17 protein-coding genes and 1 tRNA gene are annotated in these 17,982 nt (G+C 69.5%); 11 read left to right on the forward strand and 7 right to left on the reverse strand.

The window, feature by feature from the left end; genetic code table 11:
• Positions 1–239 precede the first annotated feature (239 nt).
• From E5A74_RS09950 to E5A74_RS09960, 3 genes are read left to right on the forward strand one after another with little or no spacing between them, the layout of a single operon-like run.
• Positions 240–3,392 (forward strand): intermembrane phospholipid transport YdbH family protein, encoded by a 3,153-nt coding sequence (locus tag E5A74_RS09950; protein WP_135984403.1) that lies wholly within the window; start codon positions 240–242, stop codon positions 3,390–3,392.
• Positions 3,393–3,403: 11 nt separating this feature from the next.
• Positions 3,404–3,592: a YnbE family lipoprotein gene (locus E5A74_RS09955; RefSeq protein WP_206365829.1), complete on the forward strand. Its 189-nt coding sequence runs from the start codon at positions 3,404–3,406 to the stop codon at positions 3,590–3,592.
• Positions 3,592–3,966, forward strand: a complete 375-nt coding sequence (locus E5A74_RS09960; RefSeq protein WP_135984406.1) for a YdbL family probable chaperone protein — start codon at positions 3,592–3,594, stop codon at positions 3,964–3,966. The genes E5A74_RS09955 and E5A74_RS09960 overlap by 1 nt, the downstream gene beginning before the upstream one ends.
• A 98-nt stretch (positions 3,967–4,064) precedes the next feature.
• Here the strand turns inward: E5A74_RS09960 and E5A74_RS09965 are convergent, their stop codons facing one another.
• The 3 genes from E5A74_RS09965 to E5A74_RS09975 are packed head-to-tail and all read right to left on the reverse strand — an operon-like array spanning position 4,065 to position 8,215.
• On the reverse strand, positions 4,065–5,594 hold the full coding sequence (locus tag E5A74_RS09965; RefSeq protein ID WP_206365830.1) for a DHA2 family efflux MFS transporter permease subunit: 1,530 nt from the start codon (positions 5,592–5,594) through the stop codon (positions 4,065–4,067).
• Positions 5,595–5,604: 10 nt separating this feature from the next.
• The gene (locus E5A74_RS09970; RefSeq protein WP_135984408.1) at positions 5,605–6,753 is read right to left on the reverse strand and encodes an HlyD family secretion protein; all 1,149 of its coding nucleotides are present in this window, start codon (positions 6,751–6,753) and stop codon (positions 5,605–5,607) included.
• Positions 6,746–8,215, reverse strand: coding sequence for an efflux transporter outer membrane subunit (locus E5A74_RS09975; protein ID WP_135984410.1), 1,470 nt, complete (start codon positions 8,213–8,215; stop codon positions 6,746–6,748). The genes E5A74_RS09970 and E5A74_RS09975 overlap by 8 nt, the downstream gene beginning before the upstream one ends.
• A gap of 89 nt (positions 8,216–8,304) precedes the next feature.
• Here E5A74_RS09975 and E5A74_RS09980 point away from each other — a divergent pair, with 89 nt between their 5' ends.
• Positions 8,305–8,949, forward strand: a complete 645-nt coding sequence (locus E5A74_RS09980) for a TetR/AcrR family transcriptional regulator (protein WP_135984412.1) — start codon at positions 8,305–8,307, stop codon at positions 8,947–8,949.
• Here the strand turns inward: E5A74_RS09980 and E5A74_RS09985 are convergent.
• Positions 8,946–10,112, reverse strand: coding sequence for a phospholipase D-like domain-containing protein (locus E5A74_RS09985; RefSeq protein ID WP_135985146.1), 1,167 nt, complete (start codon positions 10,110–10,112; stop codon positions 8,946–8,948). The genes E5A74_RS09980 and E5A74_RS09985 overlap by 4 nt on opposite strands.
• 211 nt (positions 10,113–10,323) lie before the next feature.
• Between E5A74_RS09985 and rpoZ the strand changes: the two genes are divergently transcribed.
• Positions 10,324–10,668 carry a DNA-directed RNA polymerase subunit omega gene (rpoZ, locus tag E5A74_RS09990; RefSeq protein ID WP_135984414.1) on the forward strand — a complete coding sequence of 115 codons (345 nt, stop codon included), beginning with the start codon at positions 10,324–10,326 and terminating at the stop codon, positions 10,666–10,668.
• Between the two features lie 69 nt (positions 10,669–10,737).
• Here rpoZ and E5A74_RS09995 read toward each other — a convergent pair whose 3' ends face one another.
• Together E5A74_RS09995 and E5A74_RS10000 are read right to left on the reverse strand one after the other, a co-directional pair.
• Positions 10,738–11,418, reverse strand: a complete 681-nt coding sequence (locus E5A74_RS09995) for an RlmE family RNA methyltransferase (protein ID WP_135984416.1) — start codon at positions 11,416–11,418, stop codon at positions 10,738–10,740.
• Positions 11,415–12,449 (reverse strand): Ppx/GppA phosphatase family protein, encoded by a 1,035-nt coding sequence (locus tag E5A74_RS10000; protein WP_240699755.1) that lies wholly within the window; start codon positions 12,447–12,449, stop codon positions 11,415–11,417. The genes E5A74_RS09995 and E5A74_RS10000 overlap by 4 nt, the downstream gene beginning before the upstream one ends.
• 211 nt (positions 12,450–12,660) lie before the next feature.
• Here E5A74_RS10000 and E5A74_RS10005 point away from each other — a divergent pair.
• A tRNA-Gln gene (locus E5A74_RS10005) sits at positions 12,661–12,734 on the forward strand.
• Between the two features lie 17 nt (positions 12,735–12,751).
• Here E5A74_RS10005 and E5A74_RS10010 read toward each other — a convergent pair.
• Positions 12,752–13,192: a TlpA family protein disulfide reductase gene (locus tag E5A74_RS10010; protein WP_338111836.1), complete on the reverse strand. Its 441-nt coding sequence runs from the start codon at positions 13,190–13,192 to the stop codon at positions 12,752–12,754.
• Positions 13,193–13,391: 199 nt separating this feature from the next.
• Between E5A74_RS10010 and argH the strand changes: the two genes are divergently transcribed.
• From argH to E5A74_RS10035, 5 genes are read left to right on the forward strand one after another with little or no spacing between them, the layout of a single operon-like run.
• Positions 13,392–14,771, forward strand: a complete 1,380-nt coding sequence (gene argH, locus E5A74_RS10015) for an argininosuccinate lyase (RefSeq protein ID WP_135984422.1) — start codon at positions 13,392–13,394, stop codon at positions 14,769–14,771.
• A complete protein-coding gene (locus E5A74_RS10020) occupies positions 14,768–15,007 on the forward strand; it encodes a hypothetical protein (protein WP_135984424.1) in 240 nt (79 codons plus the stop codon). The genes argH and E5A74_RS10020 overlap by 4 nt, the downstream gene beginning before the upstream one ends.
• Before the next feature lie 9 nt (positions 15,008–15,016).
• Positions 15,017–16,276 (forward strand): diaminopimelate decarboxylase, encoded by a 1,260-nt coding sequence (gene lysA / locus E5A74_RS10025; RefSeq protein ID WP_135984426.1) that lies wholly within the window; start codon positions 15,017–15,019, stop codon positions 16,274–16,276.
• Complete coding sequence (locus E5A74_RS10030; RefSeq protein ID WP_135984428.1) at positions 16,273–17,031, forward strand: precorrin-2 dehydrogenase/sirohydrochlorin ferrochelatase family protein; 759 nt, start codon at positions 16,273–16,275, stop codon at positions 17,029–17,031. Before lysA ends, E5A74_RS10030 begins: the two co-directional genes overlap by 4 nt.
• Positions 17,028–17,981: a zinc transporter ZntB gene (locus E5A74_RS10035; protein ID WP_135984430.1), complete on the forward strand. Its 954-nt coding sequence runs from the start codon at positions 17,028–17,030 to the stop codon at positions 17,979–17,981. The genes E5A74_RS10030 and E5A74_RS10035 overlap by 4 nt, the downstream gene beginning before the upstream one ends.
• Position 17,982 lies beyond the last annotated feature (1 nt).

The raw sequence follows: 17,982 nt of genomic DNA on the forward strand, positions 1-17,982 counted from the left end.
GCCCGGTAGCTCGTCAGGCTCATAACCTGAAGGTCGCAGGTTCAAATCCTGCTCCCGCAACCAGAAATCGCCACAACCCAAAAGCCCGCTCGCCACCACAAATGGCAGCGGGCTTTTTGCGATTTAGCCCACCGTCCCCCGCATGAACGGATTTCGACCGCGCGGTCAACGACATGGCGCGCCCTCTTGCGGTTCGCCGCCCGACGCAGCCATAGTGGTGTTGCGGGAGTTGCTGCGGCGTGACGACGAGCCTCGATGAAACGCCCGAAGCGGCGACTGCGCAAGCCGCCCCCCTCCGCCCGCGCCGGCCGTGGCGCCGCCTGTTCCTCACACTCGCCTTGCTCGTCCTCGCCGCACTCGTCGCTGGCTGGTTCCAGCGGCGGACAATCGCGCATGAATTCGTCGATCAGGAACTGAGCCGCCGCGGCGTCCGCGCGAGCTATCGGATCGAGCAGCTCTCGCCGTGGCACCAGCGGCTCACCGACGTGGTGATCGGCGATCCGCGCAACCCCGACCTCACCGCCGATTGGGTCGAGCTCGGCACGACGCTGTCGCCATGGGGCGCCAAGGTACTCGCGCTTCGCGCCGGCCGCGTTCGCCTGAACGCGCGGCTCGTCGACGGCAGGGTCTCACTCGGCGCGCTCGACCGACTGATGCCGCCGTCTTCGGGCAAACCCTTCGGGCTGCCGCATGTCGCGATCGACGTCGCCGATGCCGGGTTGCGGCTCGACACCGGCCATGGCGTGGTCGTGATCGGATTGGTCGGGCGCGGGATGCTCGACAATGGCTTCGCCGGCGACGCGCGGATCAGCGCACCGCGGCTCGAACTCGGCGGCTGCACGCTGTCCGGCATCGGCGGAACGCTCGCGGTGCGGATGCGGCGGGCGAGCCCGCATCTCTCAGGCCCGCTCTCGGGCGCCGGCCTGGCGTGCAGCGGCGCGCGCGCGACGGCGCCGCGGCTCGCGCTCGATGTGACGCTCGGGCCAGCGCTCGATCGCTGGTCGGGATCGGCCGAGCTGGCGGCGTCCGCGGTCGAACATGCCGATCGCCGCGTCTCCGATCTGCGCGGGCGGCTGAGCTTCGCTGGCGGCAGTGCTGCGACCAGGGGCGACATTGCGCTGCGCGCGGGCGGTTTCGCCGCGCCCGAGGCGCGCGGCGCCGGGCTGGAGATCGCCGGCAGCTATGCTCAGCGGGGCGAGCGGCTCGACTATCGCGGGACGCTGGTGGCGAGGAGAACGGCGCTGCCGGCATCGCTGCGGCGGCAGCTCGCCGGCTATGCCGGTTCGGCGGCGGGCACTCCGCTCGCGCCGCTGGTGGCGCGGCTCGCCCGTTCGGCGGCGGCGGCGGGCGCATCGTTCGACGCCACGGCCGATCTCGCCGCCGGCCTCGGACGGCGCGGCCTCTCTTATGACGTATCGCGGCTCGCGGCGGTATCGACGAGCGGGGCACGGCTCCGCTTCGACGAGGGGGGCGGCGCCCATGGCACCAACGGCGGACTTAACGATCTCGATGGCGTGATCGCGCTCGGCGGCGACGGAATGCCCGAAGCGCGCATCCGCCTGACCCGCAAGCCCGGTGATGCCCGCTTCCACGGCGTCGGCGATGTCCGGACCTATGCCGCGGGCCGCGCCTCGTTATCCTTGTCGCAGCTGGTTTTCGCGCTCGATGCGCAGGGCGGCGAAGCCAGGGCCGAGGCGCTGGTCTCGGGCCCCTTGGGCAGCGGACGCGTCGAGCGTCTGTCGCTCCCGCTCGACTTGCGCTGGCGCGACGGCCAATTCCGCGTCAATCCGGCGTGCACGAACATCCGCTTCGCAAGCGTAGCGATTGCCGGGACGATCCTCGCGCCCGGACGGCTCGCGGCCTGTCCGGTCGGCGGCGCGATGGTGGCTGCCACGCCAGGCGGCATGCGCGGCGGGGTCCGCTTCGTTGCACCGGTACTGGCCGGGCGGGTCGGATCGAGCCCATTGCGGGTCGCGGCAAGCGATGCGCGGATCGATTTCGGCAGCCGGCAATTCGCGATCAACGGTGCCGCGGTGCGGCTCGGCGCCGAGAGCCCGAGCCGGCTCGACATCGCGATGCTGTCGGGGCGCTTCGCGAACGGCATCGCCGGCGATTTCGCCGGACTTGGCGGCCAGATCGGCGCCGTGCCGTTGCTGGTCTCCGGCGCTGCGGGAACGTGGCGCGCCGACGCCGATGGCCTCGCGCTGGCCGGTCGGCTGCAGCTTTCGGATGCCGTCGCGCCGGCGCGCTTCCATCCGCTCGCGAGCAACGATGCGGCGTTGCGGCTGTCGGGGAACCGCATCACCGCCACCGCCGGGCTCCGCGCGCCGACCGCCGAGATCGGCCGGGTCGAGATCGTCCATGATCTCGCCGAAGGGCGCGGCACCGCGACGATCGCGGTGCCCGGGCTGCGTTTCGCCGAGGGCGGGCTCCAGCCGAGCGACCTCACCCCGCTGACCTTCGGTGTGATCGCCGATGTCAGCGGCACGATCGAGGGCGAGGGGCGCATCGACTGGACCCCGGCCGGGGTGACGAGCAGCGGCCGTTTCGGCGCGCGCGCGATCGACCTCGCCGCCGCGTTCGGCCCGGTGCGCGGGCTCGCCACCGAGCTTCATTTCGACGATCTGCTCGGGATGCACACCGCACCGGGCCAGATCGCGACCACCGTCGAGATCAACCCGGGCGTTCCCGTGCGCGACGGCACGCTCCGCTTCCGGCTGCTCGACCCTCAGCGCGTCGAGGTCGAGGGCGGGCGCTGGCCCTTTGCCGGCGGCGAGCTGGTGCTCGAGCCGACCCTACTCGACTTCAGCGAGCGCCGCGAGCGACGGATGACCTTCCGGGTGGTCGGCGCCGACGCAGCGCTGTTCCTCAAGGAAATGGAGTTCGAGAATCTCGACGCCACCGGTACCTTCGACGGCACGCTGCCGATGATCTTCGATGCGCAGGGCGGGCGGATCGAAGGCGGCGCGCTGCGCGCCCGCGCCGGCGGCTCGCTCGCCTATGTCGGCGAGATCTCGCAGCGCGATCTCGGCTTCTGGGGCAATATGGCGTTTCAGGCGCTCAAGGCGCTCGACTATCGCAGCCTGACGATCGGCATGAACGGCCCGCTCGCCGGCGACATGGTCACCGAGATCCGCTTCGCCGGGGTGAGCCAGGGCAAGGGGACCAAATCGAACTTCCTGCTTCGCCGGCTGGCCAAACTGCCCTTCGTGTTCAACGTGCGGGTGAGCGCGCCCTTCCACCAGCTGCTCGATTCGGTGCAGTCCTGGTATGATCCGAACCGGCTGATCGAGCGCAATCTGCCGACCCTGCTGCAAGAGCAGGAGCAATCTGGCGGCAAAGCCGGCGCGCCCGCGCCGGTTCAGCCGCGCGAAAGCGAGAATCTGCGATGAGAGGAGCCGTGATGTGGTTGAAACGAACAGCGGAGGCGCTGGCCCTGGGGATGACGGCGATGACCGGCGGCTGCGTCAACGTCACCGCGCCCGACAAGCCGATCGTCATCAACCTCAACATATCGATCACGCAGGAAGTGGTGTATCGTCTCGACAACAAGGCGAAGACGCTGATCCAGGAAAATCCGGGAATATTCTGATGCGCTCCATGACTCTTTTCGCCGCCGCTGCGGCGGTCGCCCTCACCGCCGGCCCGGCGCTCGCCCAGCGCGATCCGGCCTATGCGGCGGCGCGCGCCGCGGGGCAGGTCGGCGAGCAGCCCGATGGCTATCTCGGCATCGTCGGCGCGGCGACCCCCGAGCTCCAGGCGCTGGTCAACAACATCAACATCCAGCGCAAGAAGCAATATACCGCGCAGGCCGCGGCCGGATCGACCGTCCAGCAGATGGCGTTCGTCACCGGCTGCAATCTGATCCTGCGCACCGAGGCGGGCGAGAAATATCAGACGCCCGATGGCCGCTGGCTCACCCGCGGTGCCGCCGGCGTGCCGGTGCGCGATCCGCGCTGCCTCTAGTCGCCGATAGCTTCATCCCGGCGAAGGCCGGGACCCAGAGCCCACGAATGCTGTCCGGCTGACTCTGGATCCCGGCCTCCGCCGGGATGACGGGGCGGCTAGTGTGCCGCCCCCATCGCCACGGCCCGGGTGGGCCGGGGCGTCAGCCAGATGATCATCGCGGCGCAGGCGAACACCACCGCCGAGATCAGGAAGATATGCGTGGTCGCTACCGCCATCGCTTCCTTGTCGACCAGTTGTGCAATCACCGTCCGGATCTGATCGACCGAGAAGCCCTGCGCGGCGAGTGCGTCGCTGGTCGCCTGGCTGTTCATGCTCGAGACGATCTGGCTGCGCGCCGCGCGGCCGCTGTCGTCCCACATCGTCGCCGAGATCGACGTGCCGATCGCGCCCGCCATGGTGCGCAGGAAGCTCATCACGCCTGCCGCCGAGGCGGTCTCCTCGGGCTCGACTGCGCCGAGCGCCAGCGTGGTCAGCGGGATGAAGAAGAACGGCATGCCGAAGCCCTGGAGCAATTGCGGGAAGGCGAGCGTCCAGAAATCGGCGCCGCTGTTCCAGTGTACCCGCAGCAGCGAGGTCATCCCCAGCCACAATATCCCGAAGCACACCAGTGCCCGCGGATCGAATTTGGACGAGAGCTTGGCGACGATCGGCGACATGATCACCGCCGCCACCCCGGTGAAGGCAGTGGCATAGCCGGCATAGGTCGCGGTGTAGCCCATGCTGGTCTGCAGCCATTGCGGGATGATCACCGCCGAGGCGAAGAAGGTCGCGAAGGCGAACGACAGGCTCGCCACCGCCACGGTGAACCCGCGGTGCCGGAACACCTTCAGATCGACGATCGGCTGGTCCTCGGTCAGCTCCCAGGCGAGGAACACCAGCAGGCCCACCGCGGCGATGATCGCCAGCGCGATGATCGTCGGATCGCTGAACCAGTCATGCTCGCGGCCGAGATCGAGCATGATCTGCAGCGCGCCGATCCACAGCAGCATCAGCGCGAGGCCGACGCCGTCGATCCGCATCTTCTCGGTCGCGGTCTCGGCCGAACGCAGCAGCCGGGTCGCGCCGAACGCGCAGAGCGCGGCGACCGGGATATTGATGAAGAAGATCCAGTGCCACGACCACGAATCGCTGATCGTCCCGCCGAGGATCGGCCCGAGGATCGGCGCGGTGACCGTGGTCATCGCCCATACCCCCATCGCCTGCGCGCGCTGCTCGGGCTTGAAGATGCGCATCAGCAGCGTCTGGCTGAGCGGCATCAGCGGGCCGCCACACAGCCCCTGCCCGATCCGGCAGGCGACGAGCATGCCGAGCGACGTCGACATGCCGCAGAGCAGCGAGAACAGCCCGAACCCGATCATCCCGAAGGTGAAGGTGCGCACCGTCCCGAACCGCCCGGCGAGCCAGCCGGTCAGCGGCACGCACACCGCCTCCGCGACCGCGTAGGACGTGATGATCCACGTCCCCTGGCTTGCCGAGATGCCCAGGCTGCCGGCGATGTGCGGCACCGAGACATTGGCGATGGTGGTGTCGAGCACCACCATGAAGTTGGTGAGCGCGAGCACCGCGCCCGCGAGGATCAGCCGGAACCCCGTCAGGGGTGCCATGTCCTCGGCCTTGCCGTTCATCGGACTGTCCTCAGTTCGCAGAGACGTCGATCTCGGCGTCCATCGAGAGACCCACCCGCAGCGGATGCGCCTGCAATTCCTTCGGATCGAGCGCGACGCGGACGGGGAGGCGCTGGACCACCTTGATCCAGTTGCCCGTGGCGTTCTGCGCCGGGATCAGCGCGAAGGCGCCGCCGGTGCCGCCCGAGAGCCCGACGACCTTGCCGTGATAGGTCACGTTGCCGCCATAGAGGTCGGAGGTGAGCGTCACCGGCTGGCCGACCTTGACCCGGTCGAGCTGGCCCTCCTTGAAATTGGCGTCGACATAGAGCGCGTCGATTGGAACGATCAGCATCAGCGCGGTGCCGGGGGCGACGCGCTGGCCGACCTGGACGTTGCGCCGGGTGATCACGCCGTCGATCGGCGCGCGGATCACGGTGCGCTCGAGATCGAGCCGCGCCTGCGCCACCTTGGCCTGCGCCGCGAGCACTTCGGGCGCGGTATTGGCAGTGGTGCCGCTGATCAGCGCGTTGTTCGCCGCCAGCTCGCCGCTCGCCGCGCCCTTGGTCGAGCTCGCCTGCGCCACCCCTGCGCGCGCGAGTTCGAGCGCCGCCCGTGCCGAGGCAAGGGCCGTGTTCGCCGAGGAGAGTTCCTCGCCCGACACCGCGCCATTGGGGGCCAGGCGCTGGCGTCGGGCGAGATCGACGCGTGCCTTCTCGTAGTCCGCCTGCGCGGAGACGAGTTGGGCACGGGCACGCGCGATATCCGCGCTTCGGGCATCGACCTGCGCGGCGAGCGCCGCGCTGGTCGCCGAAGTCTGGCCATATTGGCGGCGGGCCTTGGCGAGGTCTGCCTCGGCCTGGGCGAGCGCGATCCGCGCGTCGCTGTCGTCCAATTGGACGAGCACGTCGCCCTTCTTCACCGCCTGGGTGTCGGCAACCGCGACGCGCAGCACCTGCGCGGCGATCATCGGCGTGACGCTGGCGGTGTCGGCGCCGACATAGGCATTGTCGGTGCCGATATGGTGGCTGCCGACCAGCGCGTACCAGCCGCCATAGCCGGCGCCGGCGAGCAGCACCGCACCGGCGATGCCGCCGAGCAGCCGCTTGCGCAGCGTGTTGGGCTTTTTCTCGGCCTCCTCGATACGGAGGGTGCGGCCTGCGGGATCGGCATCAGCCATGGGTCGGGTCCTTGCGTGCGGCCGCGGCCGCCTGTGGGTTGGAAAAGCCTCCGCCGAGCGCGCGGACCAGCTGGACGTCGAGCGTGAAAGCCCGCGCCTCGAGGTCGACGACGATCTGGCGGTTCTGCAGCACCCTCTCCTCGGCGGTCAGAACATCGAGGAACGTCGAGAGGCCGCCTTCATAGCGTTGCCTGGCGATCCCATAGGCGGCCTCCGAATCGGCCAGCGCCTGGCGGCTCTCGGACAGCCGTGCGCCCAGCGCGCGCTGGCTGGTCACGGCGTCGGCGACTTCGCGGAAGGCCGTGGCGACGGTGCCGTCATAGGTGGCGACCGCCTCGTCATAGCCGGCGCGCGCGCCCTTATACTGGCCAGCGAGCGCGCCGCCGCGGAAGATCGGCAGGCTGATCGCCGGGCCGGCCTGGCCGAAGGTCGCGCCGGTGTCGAACAGGTTCGACAGGCCGAGCGACTGGAGCCCGATCAGTGCGGTGAGGTTGACCGAAGGATAGAAGTCGGCGCGCGCCACCTTGATCCGGCTGGCGGCGGCCTCGACCCGCGCGCGGGCGGCGGCGATGTCGGGGCGGCGGCCGATCAGGTCGGTGGTGACGCCGGCGGGGAGCGACCGCGCCTCGGCGGGCGCGGCGGGAAGCGCGATGCCCAGCCCGCGGTCGGGGCCCTTGCCGAGCAACGCCGCGATGCGGTTGCGGGTCAGCCCGATCGCCTCGTCGGTCGCGGCGAGCGTCGCGCGGGCGAGCGGTACGGCCGAATCGGCCTGCTTCGATTCGGCGCGGGTATCGAGCCCGGCGGCAACGCGATCGCTCACCAGCCTCTGCGTCTGGCTGCGCAGGCGGAGCGCGTTCTCCTGCACCCGGCGCTCGGCGGCGAGGCGGGCGAGGTCGGCATAGGCGCCGGCGATGTTGGTCGAGAGCACCAGCCGCGATTGCTCGAGCTCGATCCGCGCGGCTTCGGCGTCCGAGGTCGCGGCGGCGAGCGCGGCGCGGTTCTTGCCCCAGAGATCGAGGTCGAAGCTCAGGCTCGCGGCGATGCGGCCGCTGTCGTTCCAGCCCTGCGGCACGAAGGCGGCGGGGATGCCGTTGTTATAGCTCTGCTTGGCCTCGGTCGCGCTCGCCTCGAGCCCCACGGAGGGGAGCCGCGCCGCGCCGGCCTGCTGAGCATAGCCCTGGGCCGCGCGCAGCCGCGCCGCGGCGGCGGCGAGATCGGGCGAGTCGGTCAGCCCTTCCTCGATCAGCGCGCTGAGCTGGGTGTCGCCATAATCGGCCCACCAATTGCTCGCCGGCCAGGCCGAAGCGACCGCGTCCGGGGCGAGCGTCTGGCTGGCGGCATAGCTGTCGCCGGCGCGGACCTCGGGGCGCGCGCCAAGCTGCGGCACCGGTGCGCAGGCGGCAAATAGAAGCGGCGTGGCAAGCGTGGCGAGAAGCGCCGGGCGGAAAGAAAGCGAAGACATGATATATATACCGTACTGGAGGGTACGGCTGCGCAAATGGCGGCGGGCGCGCATCTTGTCAATAGAAAATCGTACCCTATAGTACGGTTATGGAAACCCTAACGGAAAAGGCGCCCGGCAAGCGCGAGGCGCGCAAGGAGGAGCGGCGGCTGGCGATTCTCGAGATCGCCCAGCGTTCGTTCCTCGAGAGCGGCTATTCGGCGACGTCGATGTCGGCGATCTCGGCCGAGCTCGGCGGCTCGAAGGGCACCTTGTGGAATTATTTCCCCTCCAAGGATGAGCTGTTCGCGGCAGTGCTCGATCACGCGACGATCGCTTATCGGCAGCTGCTCAGCGACCTGCTCAAGCCCTCCGAGGATCTCCATGCGACGCTGTTCGCCTTTTGCCGCAGCTTCATCGCCAAGATCACCTCGCCCGAGGGAATCAAGCTGCATCGTCTCGTCGCGTCCGAATCGGGGCGCTTCCCCGAGGTCGGCGAGATCTTCTATCGCCGCGCGCCGCTGCCGACGCAGGAGATGCTCTCCGGTTTCTTCACCGCCGAGATGGCGGCGGGGCATATGCGCAGGGACGATCCGCTCGCCGCGGCGCGTGCTCTTGCCAGCCTGTGCCTCGGCGGGCTGCATCACCGGGTGGTGTGGGGCAAGGACGAGGCGAGCCCTGACAAGGTCGAGGCCGAGGCGCGCTACGTCGCCGATCTCTTCGCGCGCGCCTTCGACATCGCGCGTCAGGCCTAGCCGCGCCGCCGCGGCTGCGCGCCGAAATTGAGCCGGCGCGTGACGTTATAGTCGAGCACCGCCATGACGAAATAGGCCGCGAACTGCTTGACCCGAGTCCATGCGCCGGTGCGCGCCTTGTGGATCTCTGGCGTGATCAGTTCCGACTGCGCGATCTCGCCCTCGACGAAGCGGCGGACATGCGCGGCAAAGGCGCGGTCTTCGATCCGCAGCATCAGCTCAAGATTGAGGAACATGCTGCGGATGTCGAAATTGGCCGAGCCGATATGGACGATGTCGTCGATCACGAAGAGCTTCATGTGCAGCTTGCACGGCTGATATTCGTAGATCTGCACCTTCTTGCGGAGCAGCCCGGCATAAGTGAAATGCGCCGCCCAGAGCGACGCGGTGTGATCGACCTTGGACGGCAGCACCAGCCGCACCCGGCCGCGCTTGCCCGCCTTGTCGAGCCGGCGCAGCATCGCCGGGTTGGGCGCGAAATAAGAGGTCACCAGATCGATCGCGCGGGCGCGCTGCATGTCGCGCTTGACCACTCGCGCCCAGGGCGAGAGCCGCCGCATCGGGCCGCCGAGCAGCCAGCGCGTCGCGCCTTCGGGTTCGCTCCACGAGTTGAGCATCCGCGCCAGCGCGCGCATCGAGGCGCGCGGCTGCTTCGCCCAGCGCGACAGCGCGTCGAAATAGCCGACCAGCCGCGCCGCGGCCGGGCCCTCGACGAGCAGCCCGAGGTCGCGCCACGCATCCTGCTCGGGCGTGCCGAAATAGCTGTCCTCGATGTTGAACCCGCCGATGATCACGCGTGCCTCGTCGGCAAGCGCGAGCTTCTGATGGTTGCGCAACAGATAACGTCGCCCCCAGCGCGGCACGAAGCGGCACATGTCGACGCCTGCCGCCTGCAGCGGATCGAAGAAATGGCGCGCGGCGGCATGCTCGCTGCCGAGCCCGTCGACGATGAGGTGGACCTGCACGCCGCGCTCCGCCGCCTCGATCAACGCGTCGCGCACCGCCACGCCGGCGGCGTCGTCGACATAGATGTAGTAGAGCACCCGCAGCGTGCGCCTGGCCGAGCGGATCAGCCCGAGCAGCGCTTCCATCCGTTCGGGGCCGGTGGGAAGCATGGTCAGCCGATTGCCATCGACCGTGAAGGGCTCGGACCATGGATCCATCCGTGATTCATGGGCCGCGCCGCCGCCGGCGGCAAGGGGCGCGGTCTCGGGCGCTCGCATAGGTCGATCCTTGTGACGCAGGTGAAACCATTGAACCCACGGGACGCGCGCGGGTTTCGCGCCGCGTTGCTCCGGGCGTTTTTCTTGACTTTCCACGGGGTCGTGCCTAAGTGCCGCCCCTCTCCCGAATTCCCAATTCAAGGAAGCGTAGATGGCGCGCGTCACAGTCGAGGATTGCGTCGACAAGGTCTCGAACCGGTTCGATCTGGTATTGTTCGCGGCGCAGCGCGCCCGGCAGATCTCGGGCGGCGCCGAGCTGACCATCGATCGCGATCGCGATAAAAACCCGGTCGTCGCGCTGCGCGAGATCGCTGAAGAGACCGTGCACCCCACGCATCTCGAGGAATCGGTGGTGTCGAGCCTGCAGCGCGTCCAGATCGACGACGAGGAAGCCCCGGACGAGGTCGGCTCGCTGGCGCAGTCGGCCGAGGCGCTCCGCCTCACCGCCGCCGCTCCGCCGCGCAACCAGAATCTCGGCAGCGACTACGAAGGCTGAGCCTTCGCGCATCGCTCAATTCGAAGCGGCCCCGGAGCGATCCGGGGCCGTTTTCTATTCGGGCCGTTTCTATTCGGGCTTGTCCGCGGCGCGGCCTTTGAAGCCCTGCGCCACCACGAACCACTCGACCGAACCCTTGCGGCTGGCGGGGGGCTTGGCATGCTTCACCGTGGTGAAATTGCGCTTCATCTCGGCGACCAGCGCCGAATCGGCGCCGCCGGCGAACACCTTGCCGACGAAGGCCCCGCCCGGCTCGAGCGTGTGGATCGCGAAGTCGAGCGCGGCCTCGACAAGGCCCATGGTGCGCAGCGCGTCGGTCTGCGGATGCCCCACGGTATTGGCCGCCATGTCGGAGAGGATCAGGTCCGGCGCGCCGCCCAGCGCCTCGATCAGCCGATCGGGAGCGGCATCGTCCATGAAGTCCATCTGGAAGATCGTCGCGCCGTCGATCGGGTCGACCGGCAGCAGGTCGATGCCCACCACCGCCGCCTTGGGCAGCCGCCTGCGCACCACTTGCGTCCATCCGCCCGGCGCGATGCCCAGATCGACGATCCGCTTCGCGCCGCGCAGGAAGCCGAATTTCTCGTCGAGCTCGGTCAGCTTGTACGCCGCGCGGCTGCGATAGCCCTCGGCCTTGGCGCGCTTCACATAGGGGTCGTTGAGCTGGCGCTCGAGCCACCGCGTCGATTGCGCCGAGCGGCTGCGCGCCGTCTTCACGCGCGTATGGCCGCGCCCTCCGCCACGGCTCACAGCCGGTCTCCATTCATCAGTCGTCGCAAAATGCCCTCGCGGATGCCGCGATCGGCGATCCCGATCCGCTCGGCCGGCCAGAGGTCGAGGATCGTCTCGAGGATCGCGCAGCCGGCGACGACGAGATCGGCGCGTTCGGACCCGATGCACGGCACTTGCGATCGCTCGGCCATGCTCATCTCGGCGATTCGCTGGCTTACCGCGCGCATCGATTGCGCGGGGACGATCAGCCCGTCGACCACCGAACGATCATAGGCCGGCAATCCCAGATGGACGCTCGCGAGGGTAGTTACCGTCCCCGAGGTGCCAAGCAGCCGCGGGGTGCCCTTGGGAGTCCGCAGCCGTGCCACGAAGGGCGCGAAGCTCTCGGCGACGCGCGCGCGCATATCGGCATAGACCGCGGCGCCGCGCTCGGCACCGTCGGCGAGCCCCGCGGCCTCGGTCAGCGAGACGACACCCCATGGCGCGCTGTGCCAGTCGAGGATGCGCGGCACCTCGGCGCGCGAATCGACCAGCACCAGCTCGGTCGAGCCGCCGCCGATGTCGAACACCAGCGCGGGACCGTCGCCGGGCTCGAGCAGCGCATGGCAGCCGAGCACCGCCAGCCGCGCCTCTTCCTCGGCGGTGATGATGTCGAGCGCGATGCCGGTCTCGTGATAGACGCGCTCGATGAACGCCGATCCGTTCGAGGCCTGACGGCACGCCTCGGTCGCTACCGAGCGTGCCAGCGCGACGTTGCGGCGCTTGAGCTTCTCCGCGCAGATTCGCAGCGCCGCGATCGTCCGCTCGATCGCCGCGTCGGAAAGCATGCCGGTGGTGGCCAGCCCCTCGCCGAGTCGCACGATTCGCGAAAAGGCGTCGATCACGGTGAAGCCGGCGCCTTGCGGCCGGGCGATCAGCAGCCGGCAATTATTGGTGCCGAGGTCGAGCGCCGCGAAATGGCGCGATTCGGGCCAGCGTGCGCGGCCGGGCCGCTCGGGCGGCGTCTTGACGATTGGCCGGGCGGAACCGCTGCTCCGGCCACGGGGCATTCTGGCTGGGCCATCCCCCATCGGGTTCACTCGCTTATTTTCTCTTCCGTCTCGGCCACATGCGACCGTCCGGTGCTTGGACGCGACGCTAGCGCAGCCGGATCGGGGGGGCAAGGCGGGGGCAACGGGCCCGAGTCGGCGGCTTTTGTCGCGTGGCGCGATGCCAAGACCCTTGACCGGCCGATTTCCGCCACTTAGGGGAGCGCGCTATTGCCCCGTCGTCTAAAGGTAAGACTACGGACTCTGACTCCGTCAATTGAGGTTCGAATCCTCACGGGGCATCCAGCTACCTTATCGGCCGCTCAGCGCGCCTCGGCGATCAGCTTCGCCGCTGCCTCGCTCGCCCAGTCATTCTCCCCGAGCATCCGCCAGACCTCGCGGCCACGCGAATCGTAGAGAATCGTCGCCGGCAGATTGACTCCGAGTTGCGTGCCGAAGGCGAGGTCGCTGTCGACAAAGGGCGGAAGCTTGTGGAGCTGCGCCTTCTCGAAGAACGGCGCAACCTTGGCCGGTTCGAAATCCTGGCTCACCGTCACCACCTGGAGCCGCTCGCCTTCGCGCGCCGCCAATGCGTCGAGCGTCGGCATTTCCTTGACGCAGGGCGCGCACCACGTCGCCCAGAGATTGAGCAGCACCGGCTTGCCGCGGAAATCGGCGAGCGTGCGCTTCTTGCCGGCGGCGTCGGTGAAGGGCAGCGTCGGCGCGGCCTCGCCCTTGTGGCTGCGGTCGAGCTTGTCGGCCATCGGGGCAGCCGCGGGGGAGCCGGAAGCCGCAGTCGTGGCTGGCGTTGCCGACGCGCCGGGCGCCGGTGCGACGCCCGTCGCGGCGGCATTCGCGGCCTCGGCTTGCCGCTCGGGCCCGGATTGCCTATCGCAGCCGCCGATCAGGCCTGCAGCGACGAGGAGAAGCGCGATAGTCGAGCGCAAGCATAGCTCCAATGCCATGTGGGGCGGGCGCTTCGCCGAAGGCCCGTCCGCCGTCATGCGTGAGATAAACGCGTCGATTCCCTTCGACAAGCGGATGTGGCGGCAGGATCTGCGCGGCAGCCAGGCGCATGCCGCGATGCTGGGCAAGCAGGGCATCGTCTCGGCGGAGGATGCCGCCCGGATCGCCGAAGGGCTCGACGCCGTCGCCGCCGAGTTCGAGGCCGAGGGCGTGCCCGACGATCTCGCGCTCGAGGACATCCATATGCTCGCCGAAGCGCGGCTCGCCGACCGGATCGGGCCGTCGGCGGGCCGGCTCCACACCGCGCGCTCGCGCAACGACCAGGTCGCGACCGATTTCCGCCTCTGGGTGCGCGATGCGATCGACCAGGCCGAAGCGGCGCTGGGCGGGCTGCAGGACGCTTTGCTCGCGCGTGCCGAGGAGCATGCCGAGAGCGTGATGCCCGGCTTCACCCATCTCCAGAGCGCCCAGCCAGTGACGCTCGGCCATCATCTGATGGCCTATTTCGAGATGATCGCGCGCGATCGCGCGCGACTGGTCGACGCGCGCGCGCGGATGAACCTCTGCCCGCTGGGCTCGGCGGCGCTCGCCGGCACCGGCTTCCCGCTCGATCGCGAGGCGACCGCCGCTGCGCTCGGCTTCGACGGTCCGACGCGCAACTCGCTCGATTCGGTGTCGGACCGCGACTTCGCGCTCGAATATCTCACCGCGGCGGCGCAGTGCAGCCTGCACCTCAGCCGTCTCGCCGAGGAATTCGTGATCTGGGCGAGCCAGCCCTTCGGCTTCGTCAGCCTGTCGGATCAATGGTCGACCGGCAGCTCGATCATGCCGCAGAAGCGCAATCCCGACGCCGCCGAGCTGGTCCGCGGCCATTCGGGACGGATTACCGGGGCGCTGGTGTCGCTGATGATGACGATGAAGGGCCTGCCGCTCGCCTATTCGAAGGACATGCAGGACGACAAGCCGCCGGTGTTCGAGGCGCACGACCTGCTCGGCCTGTGCATCGCGGCGATGACCGGGATGGTCGAGAGCGCGACCTTCCGCACCGATCGCATGCGCGCGCTTGCCGAGAGCGGCTTCGCCACCGCGACCGATCTTGCCGACTGGCTGGTCCGCGAGGCCGGCGTGCCGTTCCGCGAGGCGCACCACATCACCGGGCGCGCCGTCGCGGCGGCCGAGGCGCAAGGCGTCCGGCTCGATCAGTTATCGCTCGATGCCCTCAAGGAAATCGACGCGCGGATCGACGATCGCGTATATGGCGTTCTCAGCGTCGACGCGTCGGTGAACAGCCGCACGAGTTTCGGCGGTACCGCGCCGGTGCGGGTGCGTGCGGCGATCGCCGCGGCCCGCAAGGCGCGCGAGGAGGAAGGCCAATGAAGCGGCTGCTGCTGGTGGGAGGACTTTTGGCGCTGGCCGGCTGCGGCGCGCGCGAAGGTCTTAAACCCGCGCCGGGCCAGGCGCTGCCGCCGGCACCCTTCGGTGCCACCGCGACGCCGACCCCCGACGATCTGCTCAAGCCGCCGGTGCAGACCCGCCCCGCGCGCAGCGATGATCTGATCGAAAGCACCGACAAAAGGCGCAGCGACAAGTTCGATCTGCCGCCACCCAACTGACGGACAACAATGGACCATTTCAATTTGATCGACGGCGAACTGCACGTCGAGAACGTCCCGCTCGCGCGGATTGCCGAAGCTGTCGGCACTCCCGTCTATGTCTATTCGGCCGCGACCTTCCAGCGCCATGCCCGCGTGTTCCGCGACGGTCTGGCCGGGATCGCGCGCAAGCACCTCGCTTTCGCGGTCAAGGCCAATCCCAATCTCGCCGTGCTGCGGTTGCTCGCCAATGAAGGCTTCGGCGCCGATGTCGTGTCGGGCGGCGAGCTCGCCCGCGCGCTGGCGGCGGGGATGGCGGCGAAGGACATCGTCTTCTCGGGCGTCGGCAAGACCCGCGCCGAGCTTGAGCAGGGGCTCGACGTCGGCATCGGCCAGTTCAACCTCGAGCTCGAGGAAGAAGGCGTCGTCCTTGCCGAGATCGCCGCAGCGCGCGGCCTGCGCGCGCCGGCGACCTTGCGCGTGAACCCCGACGTCGATGCCGGCACGCACGAGAAGATCTCCACCGGCCGCGCCGAGAACAAATTCGGCCTGCCGATCGACGAGGCGCCCGCGATCTTCGATCGTCTCGCGCCGCTGCCCGGGCTCGATCTGCGCGGCATCGCGGTCCATATCGGCAGCCAGCTCCAGAGCCTCGCGCCGCTCGAGCGCGCGTTCGAGCGTGTGGGCAAGCTCGTCGCCGATCTGCGCGCTGCCGGCCACAGCATCACCCATGTCGATCTCGGCGGCGGGCTCGGCGTGCGCTACCGCGACAGCGACAATCCGCCTTCGCCGGCCGCGTTCGGCGCGATGGTCGAGCGCGTCACGCGCGGCTGGGACGTCGAGCTGATGTTCGAGCCCGGCCGGGTGATCTCGGCCAATGCCGGGGTGCTGCTCACCGAGGTGCTGTGGGTGAAGCCGGGCGCGGTCAATCCCTGGGTCATCGTCGATGCGGCGATGAACGATCTCGCGCGAGTCGCGATGTACGACGCGCATCACGATTTCGAGGCGGTCCGCCCCAGCGGCGAGAAGTTCGTCGCCAATGTCGCCGGCCCGGTCTGCGAGAGCAGCGACGTCTTCGCCAAGGGCCGCGAGATCGACCGCGTCCAGACCGGCGACCTCGCGATCCTGCGCAGTGCCGGCGCCTATGGCGCGACGATGGCGAGCACCTACAATAGCCGCCCGCTCGTCCCCGAAGTGCTCGTCTCCGGCGATCGCTTCGAGGTCGTCGCCGGCCGGATCTCGGCCGAGGCGATCATGGCCGAGGAACATGTTCCGGACTGGCTGAAATGAGCCTCGCCGCCCTGCCGATCTTCGTGAAGCTGGCGGGGCGGCCGGTGATCCTGATCGGCACGGGCGAGATCGCGGACGCCAAGCGGCGGCTGCTCGAGCGCGCCGGCGCGCGCGTCGTCGACGAAGCGGCGGCGGCCGCGCTCGCGATCGTCGCAGTCGAGGCGCCCGAGCCGATCGTCGTGCGGCTGCGCGCGCGCGGCGTGCTGGTCAACACGGTCGACCGGCCCGATCTCTGCGACTTCACCCTGCCCGCGATCGTCGATCGCGACCCCGTGCTGGTCGCGGTCGGCACCGGCGGCGTCTCGGCGGGACTGGCCGCGGCGCTCCGCCAACGGCTCGAGGTCGTGCTGCCGGTGGGGCTTGGCGGGCTGGCGCGGGCATTGGCGGCAGCGAAGCCGGCGATCCGGCGGCGCTGGCCCGAGTCGGGCGCGCGCCGGCGGGCGCTGGGCGCCGCGCTGGCGGGCCCGCTCGATCCGCTTTGGGAGCATGAGGAGGATGCGGTCGCTACATGGCTGGCGGACGCGGCCGAACCCGCCCCGGCGCTGCTCCGCTTCGCTCTCGCCTCGGGCGATCCGGACGATCTCAGCCTGCGCCAGGCGCGCGCGCTTGCGCAGGCCGAGCGCGTCTATCATCGTCCCGAAGTGCCGAACGCCATTCTCGATCGCGCCCGCGCCGATGCGGCGCGCATCGCCTGCGAAGCCGCCCCCGCCGCGTCCGGGACGGGCCTGTCGGTCTATCTGGAGATGGCGCGATGAGCGGCTTTGCCTATGTCGTTCACGACGGGAAGGTCGAATCGCCACCGCTCAAGCAGGCGCTCGGGTTCCGCGCCGGCCTCGTCTGGATCCACCTCACCACCAATGACGCGCGCGCCAAGGCATGGCTTGGCGGCGAGGCGGGGCTTTCCCCTTATGTCATCGAGGCGCTGACCGCGGCCGAGACGCGCCCGCGCTGCGATCCGTTCGGCGAAGGCGCGGTGATCAACCTGCGCGGCCTGTCCTCCGACGAGCTCGCGGCGTCCGATTTGCTCGCCTCGATCCGTATCTACGCGCATGACGGCTGCGTCTTCTCGGTGACGCGCAAGGCGCTCAATGCGCTTCAGCCGGTCCGCGCGCGGGTCGAGGCCGGCAAGATCCTCGATCCCGGCGATCTGATCGCCGCGCTCGCCCTCGCGATCACCGAGGAACTCGATCCCGTGGTCGCCGATCTCGGCGATTCGCTCGATGATTGCGAGGAGCAGATCGCCGCGCGCCACGCCTTCGAGCTGCGCCGGATGGTCAATCGCGTGCGCAGCCAGGCGATCGGCTTTCGCCGCTTCCTCAATCCCCAGCGCGCCGCGCTCGAAAAGCTCGCCGCGATGCCGAGCGATTGGCTGGCCGAAGACGATCGCCTCCATCTCTCCGCCGCCGCCGATCGCGCCGCGCGCATGGCCGAGGAGCTGGAGAGTATTCGCGAGCGCGCCGCGCTCACGCATGAGACGCTCACCGATCTCCGCTCGGAGCAGATCGACCAGCGCTCGCTGATCATCGCGGTCGTCGCGATGGTGTTCCTGCCGCTGACCTTCATCACCGGGCTGCTCGGCATGAACGTGGCGGGCATCCCCTTCGCGCACGAGCCTTGGGCGTTCTGGGGCGTATTCTGGTTCTGTGTGGTGATCGCAGTGGTGATCGCGGCCTATTTCGTCCGGCGGCACTGGTTCGAGCGCTAGG

The organism is Sphingomonas naasensis (genome assembly GCF_004792695.1).
In the GTDB taxonomy this organism is placed as follows: domain Bacteria; phylum Pseudomonadota; class Alphaproteobacteria; order Sphingomonadales; family Sphingomonadaceae; genus Sphingomonas; species Sphingomonas naasensis.